The 23,150-nt window shown below is 45.2% G+C and carries 20 protein-coding genes; 12 read left to right on the top strand and 8 right to left on the bottom strand.

The annotated features are described in order from the left end of the window. Nucleotides 1-95 precede the first annotated feature (95 nt). Nucleotides 96-1,265: a GDSL-type esterase/lipase family protein gene (locus MKZ16_RS04460; protein WP_076099536.1), complete on the top strand. Its 1,170-nt coding sequence runs from the start codon at nt 96-98 to the stop codon at nt 1,263-1,265. Here the strand turns inward: MKZ16_RS04460 and MKZ16_RS04465 are convergent, their stop codons facing one another. Together MKZ16_RS04465 and MKZ16_RS04470 are read right to left on the bottom strand one after the other, a co-directional pair. Continuing rightward, on the bottom strand, nt 1,266-2,927 hold the full coding sequence (locus MKZ16_RS04465) for a helix-turn-helix domain-containing protein (RefSeq protein WP_076105410.1): 1,662 nt from the start codon (nt 2,925-2,927) through the stop codon (nt 1,266-1,268). Next, entirely contained in the window at nt 2,924-4,744 is a 1,821-nt protein-coding gene (locus tag MKZ16_RS04470; RefSeq protein ID WP_076105409.1) for a sensor histidine kinase, read from the bottom strand. Before MKZ16_RS04470 ends, MKZ16_RS04465 begins: the two co-directional genes overlap by 4 nt. Nucleotides 4,745-4,880: 136 nt before the next feature. Here MKZ16_RS04470 and MKZ16_RS04475 point away from each other — a divergent pair, with 136 nt between their 5' ends. From MKZ16_RS04475 to MKZ16_RS04490, 4 genes are all read left to right on the top strand, one after another. Further along, entirely contained in the window at nt 4,881-5,762 is an 882-nt protein-coding gene (locus tag MKZ16_RS04475) for a sugar ABC transporter permease (RefSeq protein ID WP_036680772.1), read from the top strand. Beyond that, nucleotides 5,762-6,595, top strand: coding sequence for a carbohydrate ABC transporter permease (locus MKZ16_RS04480; protein ID WP_036680774.1), 834 nt, complete (start codon nt 5,762-5,764; stop codon nt 6,593-6,595). Before MKZ16_RS04475 ends, MKZ16_RS04480 begins: the two co-directional genes overlap by 1 nt. A gap of 61 nt (nt 6,596-6,656) precedes the next feature. Continuing rightward, nucleotides 6,657-7,958, top strand: coding sequence for an extracellular solute-binding protein (locus tag MKZ16_RS04485; protein ID WP_094902687.1), 1,302 nt, complete (start codon nt 6,657-6,659; stop codon nt 7,956-7,958). A gap of 138 nt (nt 7,959-8,096) precedes the next feature. Continuing rightward, the gene (locus tag MKZ16_RS04490; RefSeq protein WP_076105408.1) at nt 8,097-10,088 is read left to right on the top strand and encodes a beta-galactosidase; all 1,992 of its coding nucleotides are present in this window, start codon (nt 8,097-8,099) and stop codon (nt 10,086-10,088) included. 806 nt (nt 10,089-10,894) lie between these two features. Here the strand turns inward: MKZ16_RS04490 and MKZ16_RS04495 are convergent. Further along, the gene (locus tag MKZ16_RS04495; protein WP_244886422.1) at nt 10,895-11,728 is read right to left on the bottom strand and encodes an AraC family transcriptional regulator; all 834 of its coding nucleotides are present in this window, start codon (nt 11,726-11,728) and stop codon (nt 10,895-10,897) included. A 119-nt stretch (nt 11,729-11,847) separates the two neighbouring features. On the opposite strand from MKZ16_RS04495, the gene MKZ16_RS04500 reads away from it, so the two are divergent. Beyond that, complete coding sequence (locus MKZ16_RS04500; RefSeq protein WP_076105407.1) at nt 11,848-13,878, top strand: beta-galactosidase; 2,031 nt, start codon at nt 11,848-11,850, stop codon at nt 13,876-13,878. A 99-nt stretch (nt 13,879-13,977) separates the two neighbouring features. On the opposite strand, the gene MKZ16_RS04505 is transcribed toward MKZ16_RS04500, so the two are convergent. Beyond that, nucleotides 13,978-14,661 carry a hypothetical protein gene (locus MKZ16_RS04505; protein WP_076105406.1) on the bottom strand — a complete coding sequence of 228 codons (684 nt, stop codon included), beginning with the start codon at nt 14,659-14,661 and terminating at the stop codon, nt 13,978-13,980. Nucleotides 14,662-14,860: 199 nt separating this feature from the next. On the opposite strand from MKZ16_RS04505, the gene MKZ16_RS04510 reads away from it, so the two are divergent. Then, nucleotides 14,861-15,418: a DUF1273 domain-containing protein gene (locus MKZ16_RS04510; RefSeq protein WP_038568847.1), complete on the top strand. Its 558-nt coding sequence runs from the start codon at nt 14,861-14,863 to the stop codon at nt 15,416-15,418. Nucleotides 15,419-15,520: 102 nt separating this feature from the next. Continuing rightward, nucleotides 15,521-15,844 (top strand): YciI family protein, encoded by a 324-nt coding sequence (locus tag MKZ16_RS04515; protein ID WP_051491142.1) that lies wholly within the window; start codon nt 15,521-15,523, stop codon nt 15,842-15,844. 6 nt (nt 15,845-15,850) lie between these two features. On the opposite strand, the gene MKZ16_RS04520 is transcribed toward MKZ16_RS04515, so the two are convergent. After that, the gene (locus MKZ16_RS04520; protein ID WP_076105405.1) at nt 15,851-17,308 is read right to left on the bottom strand and encodes an amidase family protein; all 1,458 of its coding nucleotides are present in this window, start codon (nt 17,306-17,308) and stop codon (nt 15,851-15,853) included. Between the two features lie 169 nt (nt 17,309-17,477). Between MKZ16_RS04520 and MKZ16_RS04525 the strand changes: the two genes are divergently transcribed. Next, nucleotides 17,478-18,605 carry a copper amine oxidase N-terminal domain-containing protein gene (locus MKZ16_RS04525; protein WP_076105404.1) on the top strand — a complete coding sequence of 376 codons (1,128 nt, stop codon included), beginning with the start codon at nt 17,478-17,480 and terminating at the stop codon, nt 18,603-18,605. A gap of 96 nt (nt 18,606-18,701) precedes the next feature. On the opposite strand, the gene MKZ16_RS04530 is transcribed toward MKZ16_RS04525, so the two are convergent. From MKZ16_RS04530 to MKZ16_RS04540, 3 genes are all read right to left on the bottom strand, one after another. After that, the gene (locus MKZ16_RS04530; RefSeq protein ID WP_038568853.1) at nt 18,702-19,196 is read right to left on the bottom strand and encodes a hypothetical protein; all 495 of its coding nucleotides are present in this window, start codon (nt 19,194-19,196) and stop codon (nt 18,702-18,704) included. A 70-nt stretch (nt 19,197-19,266) separates the two neighbouring features. After that, the gene (locus tag MKZ16_RS04535; protein ID WP_076105403.1) at nt 19,267-20,682 is read right to left on the bottom strand and encodes a HAMP domain-containing sensor histidine kinase; all 1,416 of its coding nucleotides are present in this window, start codon (nt 20,680-20,682) and stop codon (nt 19,267-19,269) included. Then, complete coding sequence (locus MKZ16_RS04540; protein ID WP_232061150.1) at nt 20,670-21,353, bottom strand: response regulator transcription factor; 684 nt, start codon at nt 21,351-21,353, stop codon at nt 20,670-20,672. The genes MKZ16_RS04535 and MKZ16_RS04540 overlap by 13 nt, the downstream gene beginning before the upstream one ends. Nucleotides 21,354-21,500: 147 nt before the next feature. On the opposite strand from MKZ16_RS04540, the gene MKZ16_RS04545 reads away from it, so the two are divergent. From MKZ16_RS04545 to MKZ16_RS04555, 3 genes are all read left to right on the top strand, one after another. After that, the gene (locus MKZ16_RS04545; RefSeq protein ID WP_076105402.1) at nt 21,501-22,214 is read left to right on the top strand and encodes a YceI family protein; all 714 of its coding nucleotides are present in this window, start codon (nt 21,501-21,503) and stop codon (nt 22,212-22,214) included. A 167-nt stretch (nt 22,215-22,381) separates the two neighbouring features. Then, nucleotides 22,382-22,777 carry a (deoxy)nucleoside triphosphate pyrophosphohydrolase gene (locus tag MKZ16_RS04550; protein WP_036680800.1) on the top strand — a complete coding sequence of 132 codons (396 nt, stop codon included), beginning with the start codon at nt 22,382-22,384 and terminating at the stop codon, nt 22,775-22,777. 40 nt (nt 22,778-22,817) lie between these two features. Further along, nucleotides 22,818-23,144, top strand: coding sequence for a nucleoside triphosphate pyrophosphohydrolase (locus MKZ16_RS04555; protein ID WP_036680802.1), 327 nt, complete (start codon nt 22,818-22,820; stop codon nt 23,142-23,144). Nucleotides 23,145-23,150: the final 6 nt, after the last annotated feature.

A 23,150-nucleotide genomic window follows, 5' to 3' on the forward strand; every position in this document is an offset into this window, starting at 1 on the left:
CATAACCTCTCTTGTAGACTGGGTGAACGATCTATTCCCTGGTCTATAGGAGAGGTTTTAGTGTTACAATCTTAACTAATAACGGGGGAAACGTTATGAATACTAATTTAATTAAGGGAAGTGGAGTTTTGAATCAGACGGACTATACCTCTGCTACGGTTCTTTCAACCGCCGCTAATTTTATTATGAATAGGCAAGAACCTTTTACACATACCTTCCGGACTTATATTCGGTTACGGGAAAACGGCCCGTTGCAGCTAAAATTTTGGCATAGCAATGCAGTGGATTCCACCTGGGACCAAGGGCTTGAAGCTTCGGGTAGTGAACCTGGGGGCAGTTGGGTGATCGAATCGGCTTTTATCGCTGATGGAGGAACTGAGCCAAACGGAGCTATTATTGAACATACCCAACATGCTGTCACCTTTGAAGGCAATGTCTCCAAACCAGTAGCGGCCGGTGAATGCTTCTGGAGTGATGAGACAAGCATTAATCTACCCGATGGCCATTACTTAGCTTTTACATGGACGATTAAGACAACCGCTGCGGGCAAATCCATTCCTTTCAATGTAGAAGGCATGCTGGCAACCGCTTATGATGCGCCCGGAAATCTGGCTGCACAGGAATCAGCCGATGGATTTACAGAATCCGACAAGCTTCTGGTACTGCCAAGCTATATCGGGTATAAGAAAGCTGTGAATAAGAAGCTAGTATTTTTGGGAGATTCGATTACTCAAGGTGTGCGGACATTAAAGGACGGATACGAATATTGGGCAGCGAGAATTGCGGATGGTCTTGGTGCAGAGATTGGCGTATGGAATCTCGGCTCAGGCTGGGCTAGAGCGTATGATGTGGCTGCGGATGGCCCTTGGCTTCACAAAGCTAAACAGAGTGATGAACTGATGATTGTCCTCGGCGTAAATGATATTGATATTGGCTGCCGCTCTGCAGATGAGTTACTTGGTGATCTGACAACTATTATTGCTAAGATCAAAACAGCAAATGCTGATGCTAGTATTATTCTAAGTACGGTGCCGCCGTTTAATTTTCAGGAGGCAAGAGAAGAAACTTGGCGTAGAGTGAATCATGAAATCCTGACTAACCCACCTGCTGGAGTAGACCGTGTGTTTGATATAGCAAGCCTATTATCGTTGCCTGCACCAGACGATCACCGGATCAGACCGGAATATATGAGTGGACAAGACGACCCGCATCCGAACGGCATAGCCGGTAAGACGGTTGCGGACGCCTTTTTAAACTGGTATTGATCAACTCTTAAATGTGTCCCGGTAGTCCTTAGGTGAAGATCCGACCTGCTTCTTAAACACTTTGCTGAAATATTTAACATCATGAAAACCGACCATTTCGGAGATTTGGGTCAGCTTCAGACGAGGATTCTGCAATAGCAGCTTAGCTTTATCTATTCGGATATTAACAATAAAGTCGGAAAAGTTAATACCGTATTCCTGTTTGAATCGGCGGGAAATATATTCACGGCTAACAAAAAACTTTCCGGCCACTTCCTGTAAGGACAGGTCGGAAGCATAATTAAGCTCGATATATTTGACGATATCATGCATCGGATTACGTTCTTTAGCTTGTTTCAGGGCGATTACTTCGGCCAGCTCCTGCATTAGGGTATACGACCAGTCACGCCAAGCGAATAAGGAGAACGAGTAACCGTTCGTATAAGGAGCTGGGTGAAGCTGGTCGGCCTGTTCAAGCTCGGCCAGTGCACCTTCAGCTTCAGGGCCTAACATTTCCCGTACCAGCTGGGAACGAAATAGTAGAGCATCATTTTTCCATGAGTTTAGGATTTCTGGTGTCACAACTCCGCCTCGGCTAAGCTCATCTACCCAGTGCTGCGCAGCTGTTGATAATATCTCTGGACTTCCGCTGATGACTGCCATTTTCCAATCTTCCTTGACGTCAGCAAAGTTCGTTGTTGATACATTACCGCGAACCTCTGCTTTGGCGATCTCTTTACGATCTCTGAATTCTTCGGAGGAAGAGGAGAAATGGCAGTAATCCTCATGAATTAATAAGTTTCGGCGCTGTAATGCCTCTGCCACCTCTGCACGCTGATAAGGTAACTGCTTAGGTAAGTTGCCGATGCTGCTGATTCCAAAATGCATTCGGACCTGCAAGGTAGAGTAGATGCCATGATTGATTCTGCCTATTAGCTCGACCACAGAGGTCTGAATATCCCACAGAATAATTGCAATCTCCGGAGGACCTCCCCAATAACGAAAAGCAACACCCTTATGCGGACTGTGCAAAAATTCATTACAAATGTTGACGATAGCGTAGTTCATTAACTCGGTGTCTCCGCCAAAACGTTTAATCAACGGATTGTTACCCGCATCTGTCTGCACCAATATTAACCGAGCGGAATGGATGTTTTCCGGAATGATACCATCACTGCATAACCTCCGCAAAGATAAATCAGAATTGATCGGATCATCAATTAGTGCGGATAATAGCTTTTCCCCATAAATGGGCTTGAACTCATTAAGCTGAATACTCTGTTTCTGCCGCTCGCTTCGGTCATCTTCTTCTGAGCGCCAGGCTGCAACTGCTTTAGCTACCGCTACATTGATTGCCTCGGCTTCGATGGGCTTCAGGATATAATCAATCCCGCCATGCCGCACAGTCTGACGTACGAACTCAAAATCATTATGTCCGCTGACTACAATAAACTTAGTGTTGCCGGCGAATTCGTTCACCCAGGTCATTAACTCTATCCCATTACCTGATTCCATCATCATATCCATAATGACTAATGCTGGTTTAGCCTGCCGGATGATCTCGATGGCTTCATTTCCATTTCCGGCTTCCAGAATTTCATCGATTTGATGGGCGTCCCAGTCGACAAGCAGTCTGACTGCCTTTCTAACTCTTGCCTCGTCATCAACAATCAACGCCTTCATATCTTTTCACGCTCCGCTATAATTTCAATTTCCAATTTCACTAATACTCCACCCGCTCTAAGGTTATCAACAGTTAAAGTGGCACTATCTCCGCACACAAACTTGAGTCGAGCCAGAACGTTCGGCAGACCAATACCTGATCCTGTAGCTTCCTTGGTTTGCTCTGTATTTCTTAATAAATCTATATCTGTTCTAGTAGGATGCTGTAGCTTCTGCTTTAAAAGATCTAACTTCGCTGAAGGGATCGCATTTCCGTTATTTTGGATACAGATTTCCATCCGGTTGTCATCCACTCTTGCTGCGGTGATTTCAATGAATCCGTCACTGCGGGAAAGATTAAAGCCGTGTTTGAAATAATCTTCTACAATAGGCTGTAAAATCATTTTCGGCATAAACGTCTCTAAAAGTGATTCCTCCATATCGTAGCGGAAACTGAACTTATTTTCAAAACGTTCCTTTTGCAGTTCAATGTAGGCTTTGACATGATCCAGCTCATCCCTAACAGTTACGATCTTCTCCTCATTGTACATGCTGTAGCGCATCATTTTGGCTAGAGCTGAAAGAAGTGAGTAAATTTGGGGCACTTTAAGCTCTAAGGCCAGCGTGCCAATGATTTGCAACGTGTTATTCAGAAAATGCGGGTTGATTTGTGCTTGCAGTGCCCGCAGTTCATTGGTTTTATTGGACAATTCCAGCTTGTACTCCCTTAGGATCAGGTTGTTGATCGTGTCCATCATACTGCGGAATCGCTCGGTAACCACGCCAATCTCATCTTTGCCCATAGGTTGAATTTCAACATCAAGATTACCGGTCTGCACCTGATTCATGTAACGAGTCAACTGCTTGATAGGAGCCGTGATTCGAAAAGAGATCAGGGTCGTTAACGTGGCAATTGTAATCAAAAGTAGAACAAGGAGGATTATATTGATCGCTGCCGCCTCATTGGCTTCCCGGAAGAGATAGGACGTAGGAATCTGCTTCACGAGGGTCCAATTTAAACCTTGGGTTTCGATTCTCTGGTAAATAAACACAGCATCTTCCTCTTCAAAATACCCTTGGGAGCTTTGATTGGTAGCGATTTGCTTGTTGTACCAGGAGGCATGTAGACGCTTGCCGTATTCCTCACTGTTGCTTCCGTATACAATCTTGCCATCGCCATCCAGCAGCCAAATGTTTTCCTGTTTCTGATCATATAACTGACTGACGATGTCGGTAAGAGCCGTTAGCTTAACATCGATCGACAGGAAGCCGATTGGAGTGGTAGTTGGAATCCTTTCAATTCGTCTATGCAATGTGAACACAGGTTCCGGTATGAGTTGCGGGATAGGTGAAGTTAGGCCGTAGCTGTGACTTATATGTGTACTTTGTATAACCACAGGAGAACTGCTAGTGATGTCTGAGTCGGCATAGGGAGGAATACCCTGCCAACGTTTGGGTGTATTCTGGGTGAGCAAAGTGGCTTTTCTATCCTTGGCACCGTACAGATACACCTGGGATATATCTGGCATGGATGAAGAAATGTAATTTAGAGAAGAATAAATTCGTGTATTTGCTGCCATATCCTCATATCCCGCTTCGAGCAGTCTGTAGAAATCTGAATCTGAATAAACGATAAGGGAGAGACGATTGATCTCCTGAATCAGACTTTCGATGTTTCTATTGCCTTGAAAGAGGAGGTTCGTATTCTCGTCTACTGCCCTTGTTCTTAGGGATTGAGTGCTATAGTGATAGCTAATAAACATGGTGGCCATAATACAAATTAACGTTGGCAGTAGGATAAAAACGATCAATTTTGTGCGAATCGTGTTCCATTTCATCGAAATTTGTCACATCCGATCAATATTTTACACCTGAAAGATCACTTTAGTAGGTGTGAGGTACCCTGAAAAAAACAGATAATATGTGTATAAAGCATAAACAAGTAAGTGAGCAAAAGAAAGGGGGGGGCAATAAATGCGCGGCACTAAGTTGTCCCAGTTAGGTCAACAGCTTTTTTTCGTTGGTCCGGCAGTTTTGTTTTTTACCTTAATAACGATTATCCCATTTTTGATGGGGATGTATTACTCTTTCACAGATTGGAACGGTGTATCCGGTAATGTAAGTTGGGTCGGATTTCAAAACTTTTCCACTATTTTCTCAAATGACCCTGACTTCTGGTCTTCCTTTTGGTTTACGGTAAGATTTACGGTGTTAGGTGTGATTTTGACTAACGTGGTAGGCTTCTTCTTGGCTTATCTGTTAACTAAACCTTTAAAGACACGTAACATGCTTCGGACCATTTTCTTTATGCCGAACGTGATCGGGGGATTGTTGCTTGGTTTCATCTGGCAATTTATCTTCATCAAAGGGTTCGCCACTATGGGCGACCTTACAGGATGGTCCTTCTTTAATCTTCCTTGGCTCGGTGATGCCACAACAGGATTCTGGGCGATTGTAATGGTCTTTGTTTGGCAGTCTTCCGGTTATCTAATGGTTATCTACATTGCCTCGTTGAGTAACGTATCTAAAGAAGTACTAGAAGCGGCTGATATTGATGGGGCTTCCCGTTGGCAGGTGCTACGCAATATCGTAGTTCCACTAATTATGCCTGCTGTAACTATCGGATTATTCTTGGCCATTTCCTGGTCATTCAAAATGTTTGACCTTAACTTGTCCTTGACGAAGGGCGGACCGTTCAAATCGACGGAATCCGTTGCTATGAATATTTACAATGAAGCCTTCCTGAACAATCGTTACGGGCTGGGTACTGCAAAAGCGCTGCTGTTCTTTGTAATTGTAGCCATCATTACTCTGATTCAGGTCCGTATCACGAAGAGCAAGGAGGTTGAAGCGTAATGAAACCTACAGAAAAAAAGAGATGGAATATTGGCACGGAAGTGATAATGATCCTTCTGGCCCTGCTCTTTCTCTCTCCATTCTATTTCTTGCTCGCAAACTCGGTGAAATCCTTCGGTGAAATTCTGAGTGATGCGGCAAGCTGGCCAAAAGTATTTATGTGGTCGAACTATTCAACCGCCTGGAAATTAGCCCGTTTCGGTGAAGCTTTCCGAAACTCGGTTATTATCACAGTGATCAGTGTTATTCTAATCTCTCTGTTCAGTGCGATGGCATCCTATCGTATGGTTCGGGCGAATACGAAATTCAATCAGTTCTTGCTGCTTATATTTGTAGCGGCAATGGTAGTTCCGTTTCAAACGATCATGATTCCAATTCTGAAGGTCGTAAATGTTATTGGAGTAAACAACTCTTTCCTTGGTTTGATTATCACGAATCTAGGGATCAGTGTTCCGATGGCGATCTTCCTGTTCCACGGCTTTATCAAGTCCGTTCCTCTTGAAATTGAAGAGGCGGCTACAGTAGATGGATGTAATCCTATTACCGTGTTCTTCCGTATTGTGCTTCCTTTGCTGAAGCCAATGGTGATGACAACGATCGTGCTAAACGCACTTGGAATATGGAATGACTATCTGTTGCCATCCTTGATTCTTCAGGCACCAGAGCTTCGGACCATTCCACTGGCGACTTTCTCCTTCTTTGGTCAATACACCAAACAATGGGATATGGCACTTCCGGCTCTCGTAATCGGGGTCGCACCAATTATCATTTTCTACCTGTTTATGCAACGTTACATTGTTGAGGGAATAGCGGCTGGCTCGGTGAAAGGTTAACACCGAGCCCTTCGTTCCAAATATTTTTTAAGCAGTCCACTATTTTAAGGGGGAATATATAATGAAGAAGAAACACTCCGCAGTTGCTCTATCAGCAGTAATGGCAATGAGTTTAGCTCTAACAGCATGTGGTGGTAATAATAACGCTTCTAGTAACTCACAAAATGGAAGCGCTGGCACAAATTCAGGTGAAGTGAAGACCGTAAAGATCTTCCAATTCAAAACTGAAATCGTAGAAGGCCTCAATGAGCTTAAGGTTGAATTCGAAAAAGAATACCCTAACATCAAGCTGGATATCCAAACAGTTGGTGGTGGTGCGGACTACGCAGCAGCATTGAAAACTAAATTCGCTTCCGGCGATGCGCCTGATATTTTTTCCAATGGTGGATATGCAGAAATGGAACTTTGGGGAGACAAGATGGAAGATCTGTCCGACCAACCTTGGGTAAAAGATCTGATTCCTATGGCTGCAGAGCCTATGACTAAAGATGGCAAAGTATACGGTATGGCAATGAACCTAGAGGGTATCGGTATTGTGTATAACAAGGACTTGTTCGCTAAAGCGGGAATCACTGAAACTCCAAAAACATTGTCACAGCTTGAAGAAGCAGCTAAAAAGCTGCAAGCTATCGACGTAACTCCTTTTGGTAATGCATATCAGGAATGGTGGCTGCTAGGTAACCAAGGGATCAGCGTAGCCTTTGCACAACAAGATAATGTAGATGAATTCATCAAAGGTTTGAATGAAGGAACTGGTACAATTGTAGGAAATAAAACGTTTGAAGAGTGGAGCAAGTATCTCAAACTGACTTTACAATACGGACAAAAGAATCCTTTGACCACAGATGCTAACACTCACCTGGCAATGTTCGCAAAAGGCGAAACTGCAATGATGCAAGAAGGTAACTGGGCACAAACTCTTGTTGATAACATCACTCCTGATATGAACATTGGTATGTTCCCTATGCCAATCAATGAAGATGCTGAGAAGAATGACAAAATGACTGTTGGTATCCCTGCGAACCTTGTAGTCAACAAAGAATCCGGTTCTAAAGAAGAAGCAAAAACTTTCTTGAACTGGTTGGTAACTTCCGATATGGGTAAAGAGTATATCGTTAAAAAATGGAAATTCATCCCTGCTTTGTCCACAATCGAAGCAACACCTGAAGACATCGGTATGCTTGGAGCAGACGTATGGAACTATGTAAAAGAAAACAAAGTTTATGGCCTGCAATCCTCCAAATTCCCTGATGGTGTAACGCAAGAATTTGCCAGCGTGATCCAACAGTTCATCGCTGACAAGGTTGACGTTAACGGCTGGATGACTGGTATGCAAGCTGCATGGGACAAGCTTAAAAAATAAGTAAAGCACATTTATAGAGAAGATTTAATGGATATTAGTGGTTAACAGAAGCGCTCTCCGTATACCTCATCAATTTGAGACGGGGAGCGCTTTTTTTGGGAAACAGGGCTGAATATCAAGGGATGGGGAGAAGCGCCAATGAAACGATATGATCATGTTCAGATGGGTGTGGACTATTACCCGGAGCATTGGGATGAATCCATGTGGGAACCAGATATCAAGTTGATGAAAGAAACAGGTGTTAAAGTAGTCCGGGTTGCTGAGTTCGCATGGAGTCGACTGGAGCCAACTGAGGGGAATTACCAGTTCGAGTGGCTGGACCGCGCGCTGAACCTTTTTCATCAATATGATCTGCAGGTTGTGATGGGTACGCCAACAGCTACACCGCCAAGATGGTTAACGACGAAATTTCCAGATGTGCTTCCGGTGTTTGCTAATGGAGAGACCTTTCACCCGGGGGTACGTGGACACCGCTGCTATAACAGCACATCACTGCGTGAGTATGGCAGCCGTATTATTCTGCGTCTTGCCGAGCGTTACAGTGAACACCCGGCCGTCATAGGCTGGCAGACTGATAATGAATTTGGCATGTTGGATTGTCATTGTGACGCTTGTAATACTGCTTTTCGAGCATGGGTACAAGCTAAATACGGAACACTGGATGAGGTCAATGCAGAATGGGGAACCGTAGTTTGGAGCGGGGAGTACAGCGATTGGAATGAGCTTACCGTGCCGCTGGGCGGATCACCTCATCAGAATCCCTCTTTTCTACTGGACTTTCAGCGGTTTCAGTGGGATTCGGTGGTAGCGTTTCAGACGGCGCAGATCAATATTTTGCGTATGATTTGTCCAGAGCATTTCATAACCCATAACTTTCACAGCTATCCGCAGCGTCTCGATATGTACGCAGTGGGTGCAGATCTGGATGTGGCTGCGTTTGATTATTATCCGAATACTTCGCCAACCAAACAAGATACGACGCCTTATAGCGGAGCGCTTTCATTGGACGTAACCCGTGGCATCAAACGTCAAAACTTCTGGATTATGGAGCAGCTGAGTGGATCGCCGGGTTGTTGGATGCCGATGTGGCGAACCCCTTATCCAGGACTGATTCGTGCCTATGCATGGCAGGCGATTGCTAGAGGTGCGGATACGGTTGTTCATTTTCGCTGGAGAAGTGCAACTTCAGGAGCAGAACAATTCTGGCACGGGCTGATTGACCACAGCAATGTTCCGGGACGCAGATTAGCGGAGTTCACGCAGCTATGTCATGAGGTTAATAGGCTGAGCGACAAGCTCCAAGGAACGATGCTGAAAAACGAAGTGGCTATCCTCCATTCCCATGAAGAGAAGGCCGCACTGGATATTCAGCCGCAGGCAGAGGGCTTTGATTATTATGAGAACATTAAGCAGATTCACCGGGCGGTAACCAGGCTTGGCATCGGCTGCGATGTTATCGACCTCAGACAACCGCTTGATGGATATAAAGTAGTGATCGCTCCGAATTTATATTTGCTGGATGAGGAGATCGTACGTAATCTGGAGGATTTTGCCCTCGCTGGCGGGACCTTGCTGATCACCAACCGTAGTGGTGTCAAAAATATAAACAACATCGCAGTCATGCAACCGCTGCCCGGGCAGCTGAGCTACTGTACCGGCGTTGAAGTGCTGGAGTATGATCCGATTGGCGCTGAAACACATGCCATCATGGATGCGGAGGGTAACCAATACGAATGTACGCAGTGGTGCGACATTCTCCGGCCGGTAGTGGCCCAGCCGATTGCTTGGTATGGTGATGATTTCTATCGCGGCACACCCGCTGTAACTGTTAATTCCTTCGGTAAAGGTCAGGTTTATTACTTCGGAACTCATGCGGACGAGCAATACTGGACAGTTCTATTGGAGAACCTGGCTAAGGAAAAAGGGTTGTTACGCTTTGAAGGATTGCCAAACGGAGTACAAGCCTCTGTGCGGACTGGAGATCAGGGAAGCTTCTTGTTCCTGCTTAACCTGAGCCGCGAGTCGGTGATCGTTCCGTTGCCACGAGAATACAGCAGCCTGCTGGATAATAAGATTCGATCGGGAAAGCTCCAGCTCGAGCCGTATGGCGTAGAGGTGCTGGAGATTTGAGTGGTTTTGAGTAAAAAGTTATTGGAGTGGGTTTGGGAGTGTGGCAGGAGAGAGCCAAGTGGAGTGAGGAATGTTTGGAGTAGGGTGAAGTGAAGGTTGGTGAAGATGGAGCGAGGGATGTGTGGAGTAAGGGAAGAGCGGTGTAGGGGAATGTGTGGAGTAGGAATAGTGAAGTAAGTGGAAGTGTGGAGTAAAAAATGAGTGGAGTAGGGCATGCAGAAACTTTAACAGAAGCACAACAGAAAATAGTTGCACTTCGTACACTTATTTGAAGTGTTGGAGTGTTTAATTGGTTTTAGTTGCACTTTGTGCAGCTAAAAATTGGCTAATCCCGCTGCAAGGCCATATTCCGAGAATATAGTTGCACAGAATACACTTATATGGATAATCTCTGCCGTGCAGGCTATTTTAAGTGTACAAAGTGCAATTATTTCGTCTGACTTACTCATACTGAACTGAAGAGAGCTGCACAATGGACTCCATCATGATCAGATTTCCACATGAAGTCCAACATGATCAGATTTCCACATGAAGTCCATAACATGATCAGATTTCCAAATGAAGTCCATAACATGATCAGATTTCCGCATGGACTCCAACATGATCAGATTTCCACATAGACTCCCATCATGTACAGATCTACACGATCCAGCTCAGAGGTGCCGCACACTCGCAGCCAAATGCACCCAGCCAACGTACCGTACCGCACCGCCCATTTCTACACAATAGTAGCGCATACCATACTCTTACTACGTTCTAGCCGCATATTCCCAGCGAGCAATTTTTCCACAGTGGGCGGGACATTTTTAATGCAGGCGTCTAAATTGCTCCGGCGTAGTCCCGGATTGCTTGCGAAATGTGGCTACATAGTGACTGACATCGCGGAAGCCGACTAGCTGGGAGATAGCTTTTACCGTAAGATCGGGTTGGCTTACGAGCATTTCTTTGCTTTTGCGGATGCGTAAACGTACGAAATAGGCATAAGGCGAGAGGCCGAAAGTTTGGACGAATAGGTTGTTAAGATAGCGCCCAGATACCCCTAGTTCATCGGCTAGATCGTTCAGTCCGAGATCAGGATCGCCATAATGGCTGTCCATCCATTTTAGCAGTGGCTGCAGCTTATCTACATTGCGGGAAATCGCCGTATTATTATGAAGCTGGCCATATTTACTCAAAGTAAGCAAAAAACGATAAGCATCTGTGGAGGCGCCGAGACCAAACATATCCTGATAGGCATCATGACGATCCAGCATTTCCTTCAGCAGATTGGGGAGAGGCGCTTCATTTTCCCAACGGTAAAAAGAATTACTATTCATCCCAAGCGTCTCCAAAATAGATTGTGCCGAATCGCCACCGAATGTTAGATAATAGGTGCCCCAGTTTTTGGTGGAAGCCTCATAACGATGGGGTGTATAAGGAAGTAGTAATACGCCGCTGCCTTCGGGCAGGGAAAAGGTTTTATTATCAAAATGGATGATCCCTTCACCTTCTGAGGTCTGAAGCCAATGATACGTGTCATAGCCATCGGGGCGGGATACTTTTTCCTGATCATGATTGTGCCCCATACTGTCTAAAGTGATTGGCAAGTGCTGTCCACCTTCATGGACGAATACGATCCTGCGATGCATGATTTCGGACAATGTTATCCTCTCCTGTTAGTTCTATATTCTTATATATATGAGATATTATTTTATATTTAAAGGGCAACCTTAACCATTTACAATAGATATATAATTATACTATAAAGGGTGTGCGAAGTGTGATTAACGATAAATTACCTAAAATTTGGTACGGTGGAGATTACAATCCGGAGCAATGGGATGCGCCTGTATGGGCTGAGGATGAACGGATGTTCAAGCTGGCGGGAATTGATGTTGCCACAATTAATGTGTTTTCCTGGGCTTTAATCCAACCTTCCGAAGATACTTATGACTTCTCCTCATTGGATGAATTAATGGATAGACTATATAAAAATGGAACTTATGTATGTCTAGCTACAGGAACAGGAGCACATCCAGCTTGGATGGCTCATCGTTATCCTGAAGTGACCCGTGTCGATGTGCAGGGCAGAAAACGTAAGTTCGGCGGACGACATAACTCCAATCCGAACAGTTCAGTTTACCGCAAGTATGCAGCGAAGCTGGCTGGTAAGCTTGCAGAACGCTACAAGGATCATCCGGCACTGGTAGCTTGGCATATTTCTAATGAATATGGTGGCTATGACTATTCCGAACAGTCCGCTGCTGCCTTCCGTGTCTGGTTGAAGGAGCGTTATGGTTCGTTGGATGCTTTGAACAAGGCTTGGAATACACGCTTTTGGGGACATACGTTTTATGATTGGGAAGAAATTGTGGTACCAAATGAGCTGAGTGAAGAATGGAACGGTAACCGTACTAACTTCCAAGGAATCTCGTTGGACTATCGCCGTTTTATGTCTTATAGCTTGCTCGAATGTTACAAAATCGAATACGAAGCGATCAAAGAACACAGCACTAACGTACCTGTTACAACGAACCTGATGGGCTTTTATCCGGAGCTGGATTATTTTGAGTGGGCCAAGCATATGGATGTAATTTCTTGGGACAACTATCCTTCACTGGACACACCGGTCAGCTTTACAGCAATGACACATGATCTTATGCGTGGATTAAAAAATGGCCAACCGTTCATGCTGATGGAGCAAACACCGAGCCAGCAGAACTGGCAACCGTACAACTCTTTGAAACGTCCAGGCGTTATGCGTCTATGGAGTTACCAGGCTGTAGCACGTGGTGCAGATACTGTGTTGTTCTTCCAGCTGCGTCGTTCGATAGGGGCATGTGAAAAGTATCATGGAGCGGTAATTGAGCATGTGGGCCATGAACACACACGGGTATTCCGTGAATGTGCTGAGCTGGGCAAAGAGCTGGAGCAGCTTGGAGATCAACTACTGGATGCGCGCAGTGCGGCTAAAGTAGGGATCATCTACGATTGGGAAAATCGTTGGGCACTTGATCTATCAAGCGGTCCGTCGGTTGCCTTGGATTACGTGAATGAAGTTCACAAATATTATGATGCGCTTTATCAGCAAAATATCGAAGCCGACATGATCGGGGTCGAAGAGAACCTGTCCAAGTATGAAATTGTTATCGCACCTGTAATGTACATGGTCAAGCCAGGTTTTGCAGAGAAGGTTGAAGCCTTTGTAAAAGCGGGCGGCACATTCATTACGACTTATTTCAGCGGTATTGTTAATGAGAACGACCTCGTGACGGTTGGAGGTTATCCAGGTGAACTGCGTAAGGTGCTTGGAATTTGGGCAGAGGAAATTGATGCATTACTGCCAGGTATGAGCAATGAGCTCGTGCTGGATAAAACTTGGGGTAGCTTGAGTGGTTCTTATAAATGTGATCTGCTCTGCGATCTGATCCATGCCGAAGGGGCAGAAGTTTTGGCGGAGTACGGTTCTGATTTCTATAAAGGAATGCCTGCACTGACTGTGAATAAATTTGGCGAAGGTAAAGCTTATTATGTGGCGACTAGCCCAGAAGCTGGATTCCTGCAAGGTTTCCTAGCGAATCTGTGTGCCGAAAAGAACATTCAGCCGCTGGTAACTGCACCGGAAGGTATCGAATCTGTTCAACGTGTGAAGGATGGCGTAGCTTACTTGTTCTTACTGAACCACACTGCCGGGGATTTAAGCGCGGATATTGGGCCAGCTGAGCGTACTGATCTACTGACTGGTAATGTAATCAGTGGTTCAGCAATTGTGCCGGGTCGCGGAGTATTGATTTTGTCGGATAAAAAATAGTTGAGTCTCGTCTAACCTATATAAATTTGAAATCCCCACTACAAAACGCTTTTATGAAGCTGATCGTAGGTGGGGATTTTTCTGTTATCTTTTGGTGTTTCAGTCGCTGCTCATTTTGCCTTCAGCCGTACCCATTGGGTTTCCACTGCTTAAAGTAATGCTCTCCGCCAAAGTGGAATCGGATTTCAGCGTATATTGGATAATGTCATCAGCTTTCAGGTCAGCTAAGCTGATCGTGTTCTCCTGACGTGTGCCATTGTCGGAGGTCACCGTTACAATTTTGGTATCAGCATCAATTGTAATATCTGTGGTTTGCTCGGAGAAGGTTTGCTGCATCCCACCGCCCTGTGGTCCACCACCTTGTCCACCGCCGTCAGGGCCACCTCCTTCCGGCATTCCCCCCTCTGGAGGTGTACCGTTTTCTGAGCCTTGATCACCTTCGGATCTTTCCGGTGGAGTACCGGCCTGACCATTTTGCATATCGGCTCCAGCCGTACCTCCAGTGCCTTGTGCAGGCGGGGAAGGCATTTCTGACGTATAGATTGTAATCGTGTTGTCGCTAATACTCTTAATCTTGCCGAAATTCATGGACATGTCGGGTCTGCCGTTTTGTTGATTGTCGTTTCCTTGAGATTGCTGTGCATCAGTGTTATCTGCGGGTGCCGTCTTCGCTTGGTTATTGGCAACTGCTGTTCCTTCGGCCTCCGAATTCGTGCTGCAGCCAGCCAATAGTAGAGAAGCGAGTAGACTTCCTGAGATCATAATCGGTATTAATTTCTTCATTTATTTTCTCTCCTTAATAGTTTTAGATTGATTAGGAGAAATATATCAGACGGTTCTGAAAGGTTGCTTAAGATCAGCTGAAAGTTTGCCTAAAGAAATAGATCAAGGAAATGCTATATAATAATCATATAAGTGGGATAAAACTCTACAAAGGTAAGTCATGGTAAGACATAACCAACGTTCAGGAAAGAGGCAGTACATGAAGAATTTACTCGTAACAGGCTACCGTGCGCATGAGCTCGGTATTTTTGACAATAAACATCCGGGAATTCCTTATATCAAAAAGGCGCTGTCTAACAGATTAAAGCCGCTAATTGAAGAAGGCGTCGAATGGATTATTACCCCTGGCCAGTATGGTGTCGATCTTTGGGCTTGTGAGGTGGTAAGTGAACTCAAGACTCAATATCCTGAATTGAAATTAGGGATCATTACGGCGCATACTGGACAGGAAGAGAAGTGGAAGGAAGAGAAGCAGGAGGAATACCGACGTATTATTGCGGGTGCGGACTTTTGCAGGGCGGTCAGTAATGCCCCTTATGACGGCAGCTGGCAGTTCCGGGCCAGAGATGACTTGTTGTTCCGCAAAAGTGACGGGATATTGCTCTTTTATGATGAGGATGCGGCGGAAGGCAGCCCGAAGTTTTTTAAAGAACGAGCGCTGAAGCTGCATGCAGAGGGGGACTACGAGCTGTTTCTTATTCATTCTGATGAGATTCAAAATATTGCCGATGAAGAAAATCAGCGAGATTATGAATAAAGCTACGAACGAAGACATCGCGAAATAAAAAAGCCCGAATCGGCATTGGGAAATCACCGTTACGGGCTTTAGTTTCTATTTGAACGAGAGGTGGAGAATAGGATGAGTGAGGTCAATCAAGCAGATATTTGTTATGTTATTTTGCTTAGCCCGACGAATCAAGACCGTAGAGACATGGAGATTATTCGTGGTCATGTTAAACATTTACAAGAGCTGGACCGCAAAGGACAATTAGTGCTGTGTGGTCCCTTTAGTGATTGTCCTGGCGGCATGGTTATTGTAAGAGCGAACTCACGCGAAGAAGCCGTTCTCCTTGCCGAAAAAGATCCTTACGTGCTGTCTGGCATTCGTAGCTATGAAGTGCGTACATGGAGTCTGTCCCATGAGGGAAACAGGCATTTAGGTATTGTTCCACTCCAGGAATAGGTTTAATCAAATGAAGCTTTTTAGCGAAGGTGCTTTTCGCACCTTGTAATGCTGCTCATAAGCATAGGCTAGCTTGATAAGCGTGGGCTCCTGATAAGCTTTTGCTGAGAAGGTTACACCAAAGGGAGCACCGGCCGACGTGTACCCAGAAGGAACGACGAGGGACGGATATCCTGCTCTGGAAGTAATTCTGGCGCCAAAATCGGCAGGGAACAGCAGGGCATCCAGATTGTATTCTTTCATAGTGGCATCAATCCCTTCTTCCTTGCACAGCTTCAGGTCAGTCGCACGATGGCGTAAATATTGAGCTTCGCTTTGTGTGCCGGAGGAGGTATATTCCGCATCTATTAACGTAGCTTGACCAAATCTCAAAGTCTCCACAGGGTGTGCATGATTAAAATCAATAATATCCTTCAAGGTTCGCATAGGTGCTCCGGGGCCCAAATGAGATAAATAAGCATTCAGTGCTGTTTTGAATTCGTTTAATACCACCGAAGAGTAACTAATTTCGCGGGCGGTTTTAATATCCGCGGGATCAATGATGGTTGCTCCAAGCTCTCTCATCCTGTTGACGGAAGCGTTGAACAAGGCAAGCTGCTCATCTGTTAGCTCCTCAAAATAATAATCACGTGGTATCCCAATTCTAGCTCCCTGCAAACCATTCGGATCAAGGAATACAGTATAATCCCCGTGGACTTTACCTGTATTTGTTCCCATCGCTGCATCGTGCTGATCATTGCCCAGCATGGCGTTTAGTAGCAACACGGCATCTTGAACGGTTCTAGCCATAGGCCCTGCGGTGTCTTGTGTATTGGAGAGCGGCAGGATTCCTGAACGGCTGAGCAGCCCCACGGTTGGCTTAATGCCGATGATGGAGCCCAAATTACCGGGATTAAGAATCGATCCTGAAGTTTCTGTGCCAACAGAGACCGTACAGAAATTACAAGCGACAGCTACTGCTGAACCAGCACTAGAGCCGCCGGTTGGCGTAGAAATATTGTAGGGGTTAAGGACTTGCCCGCCGCGGGAGCTGTAACCGGAGGGCATGCCGTTCGTCATAAAATTGGCGAATTCGGTCATATTGGCTTTACCCATAATAATGGCTCCGGCTTCACGCAGCTTGGTAACTATAAACGCATCTTCCCCGGCAAAAGAATTCGCCAAAGCCAGCGAACCCGCACTTGTATGCATTTTGTCCCCAGTATTGATGTTATCTTTCAACAACACAGGTATCCCGTGCAGCGGGCCGCGAGGGCCATTAATTGCCCGTTCCACATCCAGAGATTCTGCGATAAACAACGCATCAGGATTAATCTCCAGTACAGAGTTAATCGTCAGGCCGTTTTTGTCGTGATCAGCAATACGTTCATAATACATGAGAACTAGTTGTTTTGACGTAATTTCTCCGGCTTCTAATGCAGCTTGGATGTCCGGTATGGTGGCCTCTACGATTTCAAAACTCATATGCGTTCACGCTTCTTTCCCTCTAGGATATGGCTTCTCCTTCATCTAACCATAATTTGGGTGTGGTTGGTAGTTTTCTTTTTAGACTTACATTTTGATTGGCCATTTGATATATTCAGGTGTGCAATGTAATACTTTATTTTTCTAGATTAGGAGCTAAATTAAGAACATGAAAAACCACAACTTTGCTTCAAAAATTATCACTTTTTTTGTGGTGATGATAAGTTTTGCTATTTTATCTTCAAGTCAAGCCTTTGCGGACGACAGTGATCTCAAATGTTATTTGGACGGTAAGCAATTACATTTTAATGTAAGTCCTATCCTGAAAGATGGAGTTACATATGTACCCATGCGGTCGATATTTGAAGCTTTAGGTGCAACTATTAAATGGGATAATCATGCGAAGTCGGTCTCAGCGGTTAAAGGGGATATTAACATTTTTTATCTGGTCAAGGAAGGAAGAGTAATTGTAAACGCCAAAGAGCATGAGCAAGTCTTAAAGGGAATCAATTTTCAAAATAATACACTCGTCCCTCTAAGATTTATTAGCGAAGTGTTGGGTAGTAGTGTCACTTGGGATGAAGGTGCAAAATCTATTTACATAACCTCACCAGTTGCCGAGGAGAAGCTTATTGCTCCGGTTAACAGAACAATTTCAGTAGGAAGTCAAGAGCAATCAAAATCGTTATCAGATGAGAGAAACAGGTTTGTTATAAACGTAAAGCACTACGGTATTAAAAATAATCAGTTGTATAGCTTGCTCGAATTTTCTAACATGGATAATAAAGACATCTCAATAAATTTTAAGCCCGGTGATCAAAAAATCATAAAGACGTTCTCAAAGGAAAAGGATCCCATGCCGACTCTGAAAATTGAAAATTGTACGGAAGTAACCCATAAAGTAGTTATCGATAATATTGGCGGGAATATATATAAAATCCCGGAATTTTCAGTTAATCAGGCGTGTGTCAGTTCCAACCAATCCCAACAAGATGCGCTTGATGTATGGCGGAACAACAATTCCGGCCTCTCGGAATTAGGCAGTAACCTCGTGTCTGTCCGTAAATATATTCAAGATCAGACGGGTGGGCTGCAAAACTTTGTGATCCCAGCCAATAAAGCTGAACAGCTGATCTTGGTCGCCCCAGTTGGAGGGAAGGATAGGTTGGTTGTGGAGGGCAGTTATTTTGTAGGAGGTCTATCAAATAAGACTATAGAATTCCAACTAGATTATGAAGTGGTTTCCGAGCTCGATTTGGGTATTTATAGTTACATATATACGGAACCTGTATATTAAGGATCGTTTTATTAGAAAAGAGGTGTCCGAACGGCCAAAATAAATGGCTGCTCAGACACCTCTTTTATTGTTAGTGTGTAGATTAAAGTCTGACAATTACTCCTGTGCTGCTGTAAACCCCTCTTCCGCTAAATATTCTTTAGCTTCCTCAAGCGTTTCAAACGCCATCTCCAGATTGAGGTCGGCATAGACATACCATAAATCATCCTCAAGCTTTAGGGTTAGGGTATGGCCCTCATCATTAGTCCAGAGTGTATCGGCAGTTGCCGCAGCCTTTTTCTTTCTTTTGCTGGCTACAGGAGCATCAGGAATGTAAATAGACAGTGAGGTGATGGAGGCATCCAGCAAACTCCGCAGCTCGGATTCCGAGTAGTCGCGAATATTCACGAAGCCCTTATCGTCTGTCTCGTAGCCCCGCAGTAAGCCTGCGAACACATAGCCATTACCATTTGGATGCAGGTGAAAAGCAACGGTTTTCTTATCATGCTGGCTTTCCTCGTAGTGATAGTTCACGCGCCCAAGGGATACATTTTTGCGTTCCAGCTGGGGGTAAGAGTCGAGAATCGCTAATTTTTGTTCAAAAGTAAGCATATACAGCCTCCGGTTTTCGGTGTGATTGTGCACATGATTATACCATGTCGATGGATCGTAGACTATTTTTTTAGTCATCAAGCGGCAGAGACAGCACGAAGGTGCAGCCTTTGTCTGAGTGCTCCTCAAGCACGAGGCTTCCGTTCATAGATTCGGCCAACAGACGGCTGAAGGTTAGGCCGAGTCCTAGACCACGCAGTGTGCTCTGCTTGTCGCTGCCCCGGAAGAAGGCTTCGAAGACATGCTCACTATGATTGGATGAGATGCCAAGCCCATTATCTTGAACACGGATTTCGGCAAAGCCATGACCTTGCTGCTCCAGCAGTTCTATCGTAAGCTGCACCCTTCGATCAGGAGCTTTGGCTTGTACGCTGTTATTAAGTAGATTGACGATAATCTGCTGGATACGAAGGGAGTCCCCACGCAAAAACAAGGGATTGATCGGCATATGGAGCACGGGTTCAGCAACTTCTTCCGCCTGTGTCAGCTTCCATTGATATACGATTTCGGATATCAGGGGTACGGCATCCAGTCGGTCGTGACGAACGGAAACTATTCCTGCAGTCAGGGCATTGTAATCCAGAAGGTCGGCTACCATTCGCTGCAACCTCCCAGCCTCCAGCAGGGCAATATCCAGAAATTCCACAGCTTCATCACCTTCAACGACCCCTTCGCGGACGGCATGCACCAGGCCTTTAATAGAAGTTACGGGTGTTTTCAACTCATGGGAGACTCCTGCCAGCATTACGGCTCGAGACTGCTCAAATTGCTGTAACTTGCCTGCCATCTCTTCAAAAGATATCATCAGCTCATGAATTTCCCGCTCTTTAGCATCCTTATCTAGAACGATATCATAACGGCCATGGCTGATTTGAGCCGCTGCCTCGACTACCTTCTGAATGGGTTTTGCCAGTTTACGAGATAAAAGGTAAATGGTTAGCCAACTTAAGATGATTAGAAACAGCAGCAGTATGGAGAAAAATATGATCTCCTCCTGTGGAATATGCCGCAGTGATTTTTTGGATTGCAGGACAATAACCTGTCCCAGTGTTTTGTCATTCGAATTTATGGGAGCCACAGCAGCTTTAAACTCCGGACTGCGGGAGTCGTTCAGGCTATCATTAAGCTTATATCTCATTTCCTTGTCAGTTAGAGGTGGCAGGGAGAATAGCATTTGACCTTGTTGATCGGTAATGATCACGCACATCTCTATGGTTAACTTGAAAAACCGTTTCCGGTCTTCGATCAGCTTTTCGAGATTTTGGCTGATTTCAATGGAGCCTTCCATATTTAAGCTGCGATCTGCAATTTCCTGTGCCAAAAGCCCCGCAGTCTGCAGACGATTGCTCATAGCCTCCTGACGGATCCACCATAATGTAGCTAAAGCTGTGAGGAGCAGGCCTACACTAATAATGAGCAGATAACGTATCGTCCAGTAAGAAAGGATAGAGGTGCGTTTGGCGTTGTTTCTCTTTAAGTTGTCCATAATTGATATCCCGTCCCCCTTAGGGTACGGATTTCCCCCTCACTAGTAGGCCAGTGCGACAACGCTTGGCGTAGTCTTTTGATCGACAAATCTACCGCCCGGTCGCTTCCTTCATAATCCATTTCCCATACAAATTCTATTAATTGCTCACGCGTACAAATCTGATTAGGCCTTTCAGCGAGAAATAACAGCACTGACATATCCCGAGGACTAAGACTCAGCTCAGCCCCATTCAAAAAGACAGCACGTGCTGTGAAGTCGATAAACAAACTGCCATAATGCCGTTTACGGCTGCCATCTGACCACTGCGAGGGACGGCGTAAGACAGCGTTCACACGTGCCACCACTTCCTCGGGAATAAAAGGTTTAGACATATAATCATCCGCACCACCGTCGAGGCCGGCTAGCCGGTCATTGATCCCATCTCTTGCCGTCAGCATGATCACAGGGCAGCTGCTTTTTTCACGGATGAGCTTAAGCAGTTCAAATCCGTCCATGTTTGGCAGCATGATGTCTAGTAATACTAATGAAGGAGGGGATATAGCAAAAGACTCCAGCGCAGCGCGTCCATCGGCTACACGGGTGACTTGAAAGCCTGCTTTTTTCAGATAAGCACTGAGGACCCTAGAGATGGCTTCTTCATCTTCTACAACAAGAATGGATTTCGTCAAATTGGAGTACCTCCAGTCCATAAAATTTACGACAAGTTTAACACATCATAGCCCGTTCTGCTCTGACTTCTTCCCGACATATTGCTTTGTTAGAATGAGGGACGAGCTTGAAAGCATACAGAAATTATGAATATTGGAGGGAACAGGATGAAGAGAAAAAGAATAGCCTTGATCGCTGCAGGAGTTATTATCGTAGGAGTAGTCACAGGTTATACATTACTGGATAAATCGCTGGGCAATAATGTAGAGATCGAGTCCGTGATTCCAAATCAAGCAACAACAGCAGGTGCTGGAGAGACAACAAATAACACTGGAGCATCAGCAGGGGTGGCGGTCACAGCCGAACAATTAAACGGGGATTGGACCCTTGCGGAGACCTCTAAAGTCTATTGGTCAGTGACGACCTCTAAAGAAACAGTAAACTTCGTAGACAACAAAGTTCAGGGCACCTGGAAGGTAAATATAGAGGATTCTACTTCGATGGCCGGGGAAGGGACAGTGGATATGAGCGCTCTGGATTCTGGCAATAGCCAACGGGACGAGCATGTAAAAGGAGAGGATTTTCTATCCGTTACGGAATTTCCACAATCCACGTTTGTAGTGAAGTCATTTTCGGAGCTGCCGGCAAAATGGACTGAAGGAGCAACTGTGCCTGTTGAAATGCAGGGGACGCTTACCGTAAAAGGAGTAGAAAAGGACGTCACCTTTCAGTCGCAAGCGGCGTATAGCGGGGGACAGTTGATGTTGTCGGGAACGACAACAGTAGCCTTTTCTGACTTTGGTCTAAGCAATCCCCACACCGTTGTGCTGGATACAGAAAATAATCTTGAGGTTCGCTTGGAGCTTGTGCTGACAAAATAGTAGCTCTTCCGTAAGGATAACGCTGCTGTGAAATGTATAGAGAGACTGTACTGAAGAGATTTTCCCAGGCCGTGTTGGCTTTTGGGAGAGTCTCTTTGGTTTGGAATGAATTGTATGTTTTAATAGTAGTATCTGTCGAATAACTAGCAATAGTGGAGGTGTTCTTTGTGATCAAGGTGGCGGCAGCAATTATACATAATGTAGAAGGGCAGATTCTTATTGCCCGGCGGCGGCAAGGTAAATCGCAGGCAGGTCTGTGGGAATTTCCTGGTGGCAAAATAGAGCAGGATGAGAGCATCGCAGAGTGTCTGCAAAGAGAGCTTCAGGAAGAGATGGGCATCACAATCCTTCCCTATGAGAGCTTTGGCATAAACGAGCATAACTATGGAGAGATAAAGATCCAATTGATTGCTTGGAAAGCGCGGTATCAGGGAGGTGTAATTGATCTGGTGGATCACGACGAACATAGGTGGGTGCTTCCGGCTGAGCTGGGTCAGTTCATGTTTGCTCCGGCAGATCTTCCTTTTGTAGAACGTCTACTGATGGAATCAAAGCCGGATTGAAGGGAGATAGAATATAATATAGAAGAAAGGAAGAGCTTAAATGCCTGTATATGAAAAGCTAGTGCGTGACGGCATCCCCGATTTGATAGCTTCTCAAGGGAAAGATTTTAACACAAGGATATTAGAGTCCAAAGAATACATAACTGAACTACGTAAAAAATTGCAAGAAGAGTCGGAGGAATATTTTCAGGCAGCAAGTGATGAAGAAGCTTTGGAGGAGCTTGCCGATATGCTGGAAGTGATTCAGGCTCTGGCGGAGACACATGGGAGCAATAGCATGGAGCTAGAGAAGCAACGTGCAGAGAAAGCTAAACGTCGCGGTGGATTTAAGAAGGGGATATATCTGATTGAAGTGGAAGGAGAATAACGGGGA

The sequence above is a fragment of the Paenibacillus sp. FSL R5-0928 genome, assembly GCF_037970385.1.
GTDB classification, from domain to species: domain Bacteria; phylum Bacillota; class Bacilli; order Paenibacillales; family Paenibacillaceae; genus Paenibacillus_AQ; species Paenibacillus_AQ odorifer.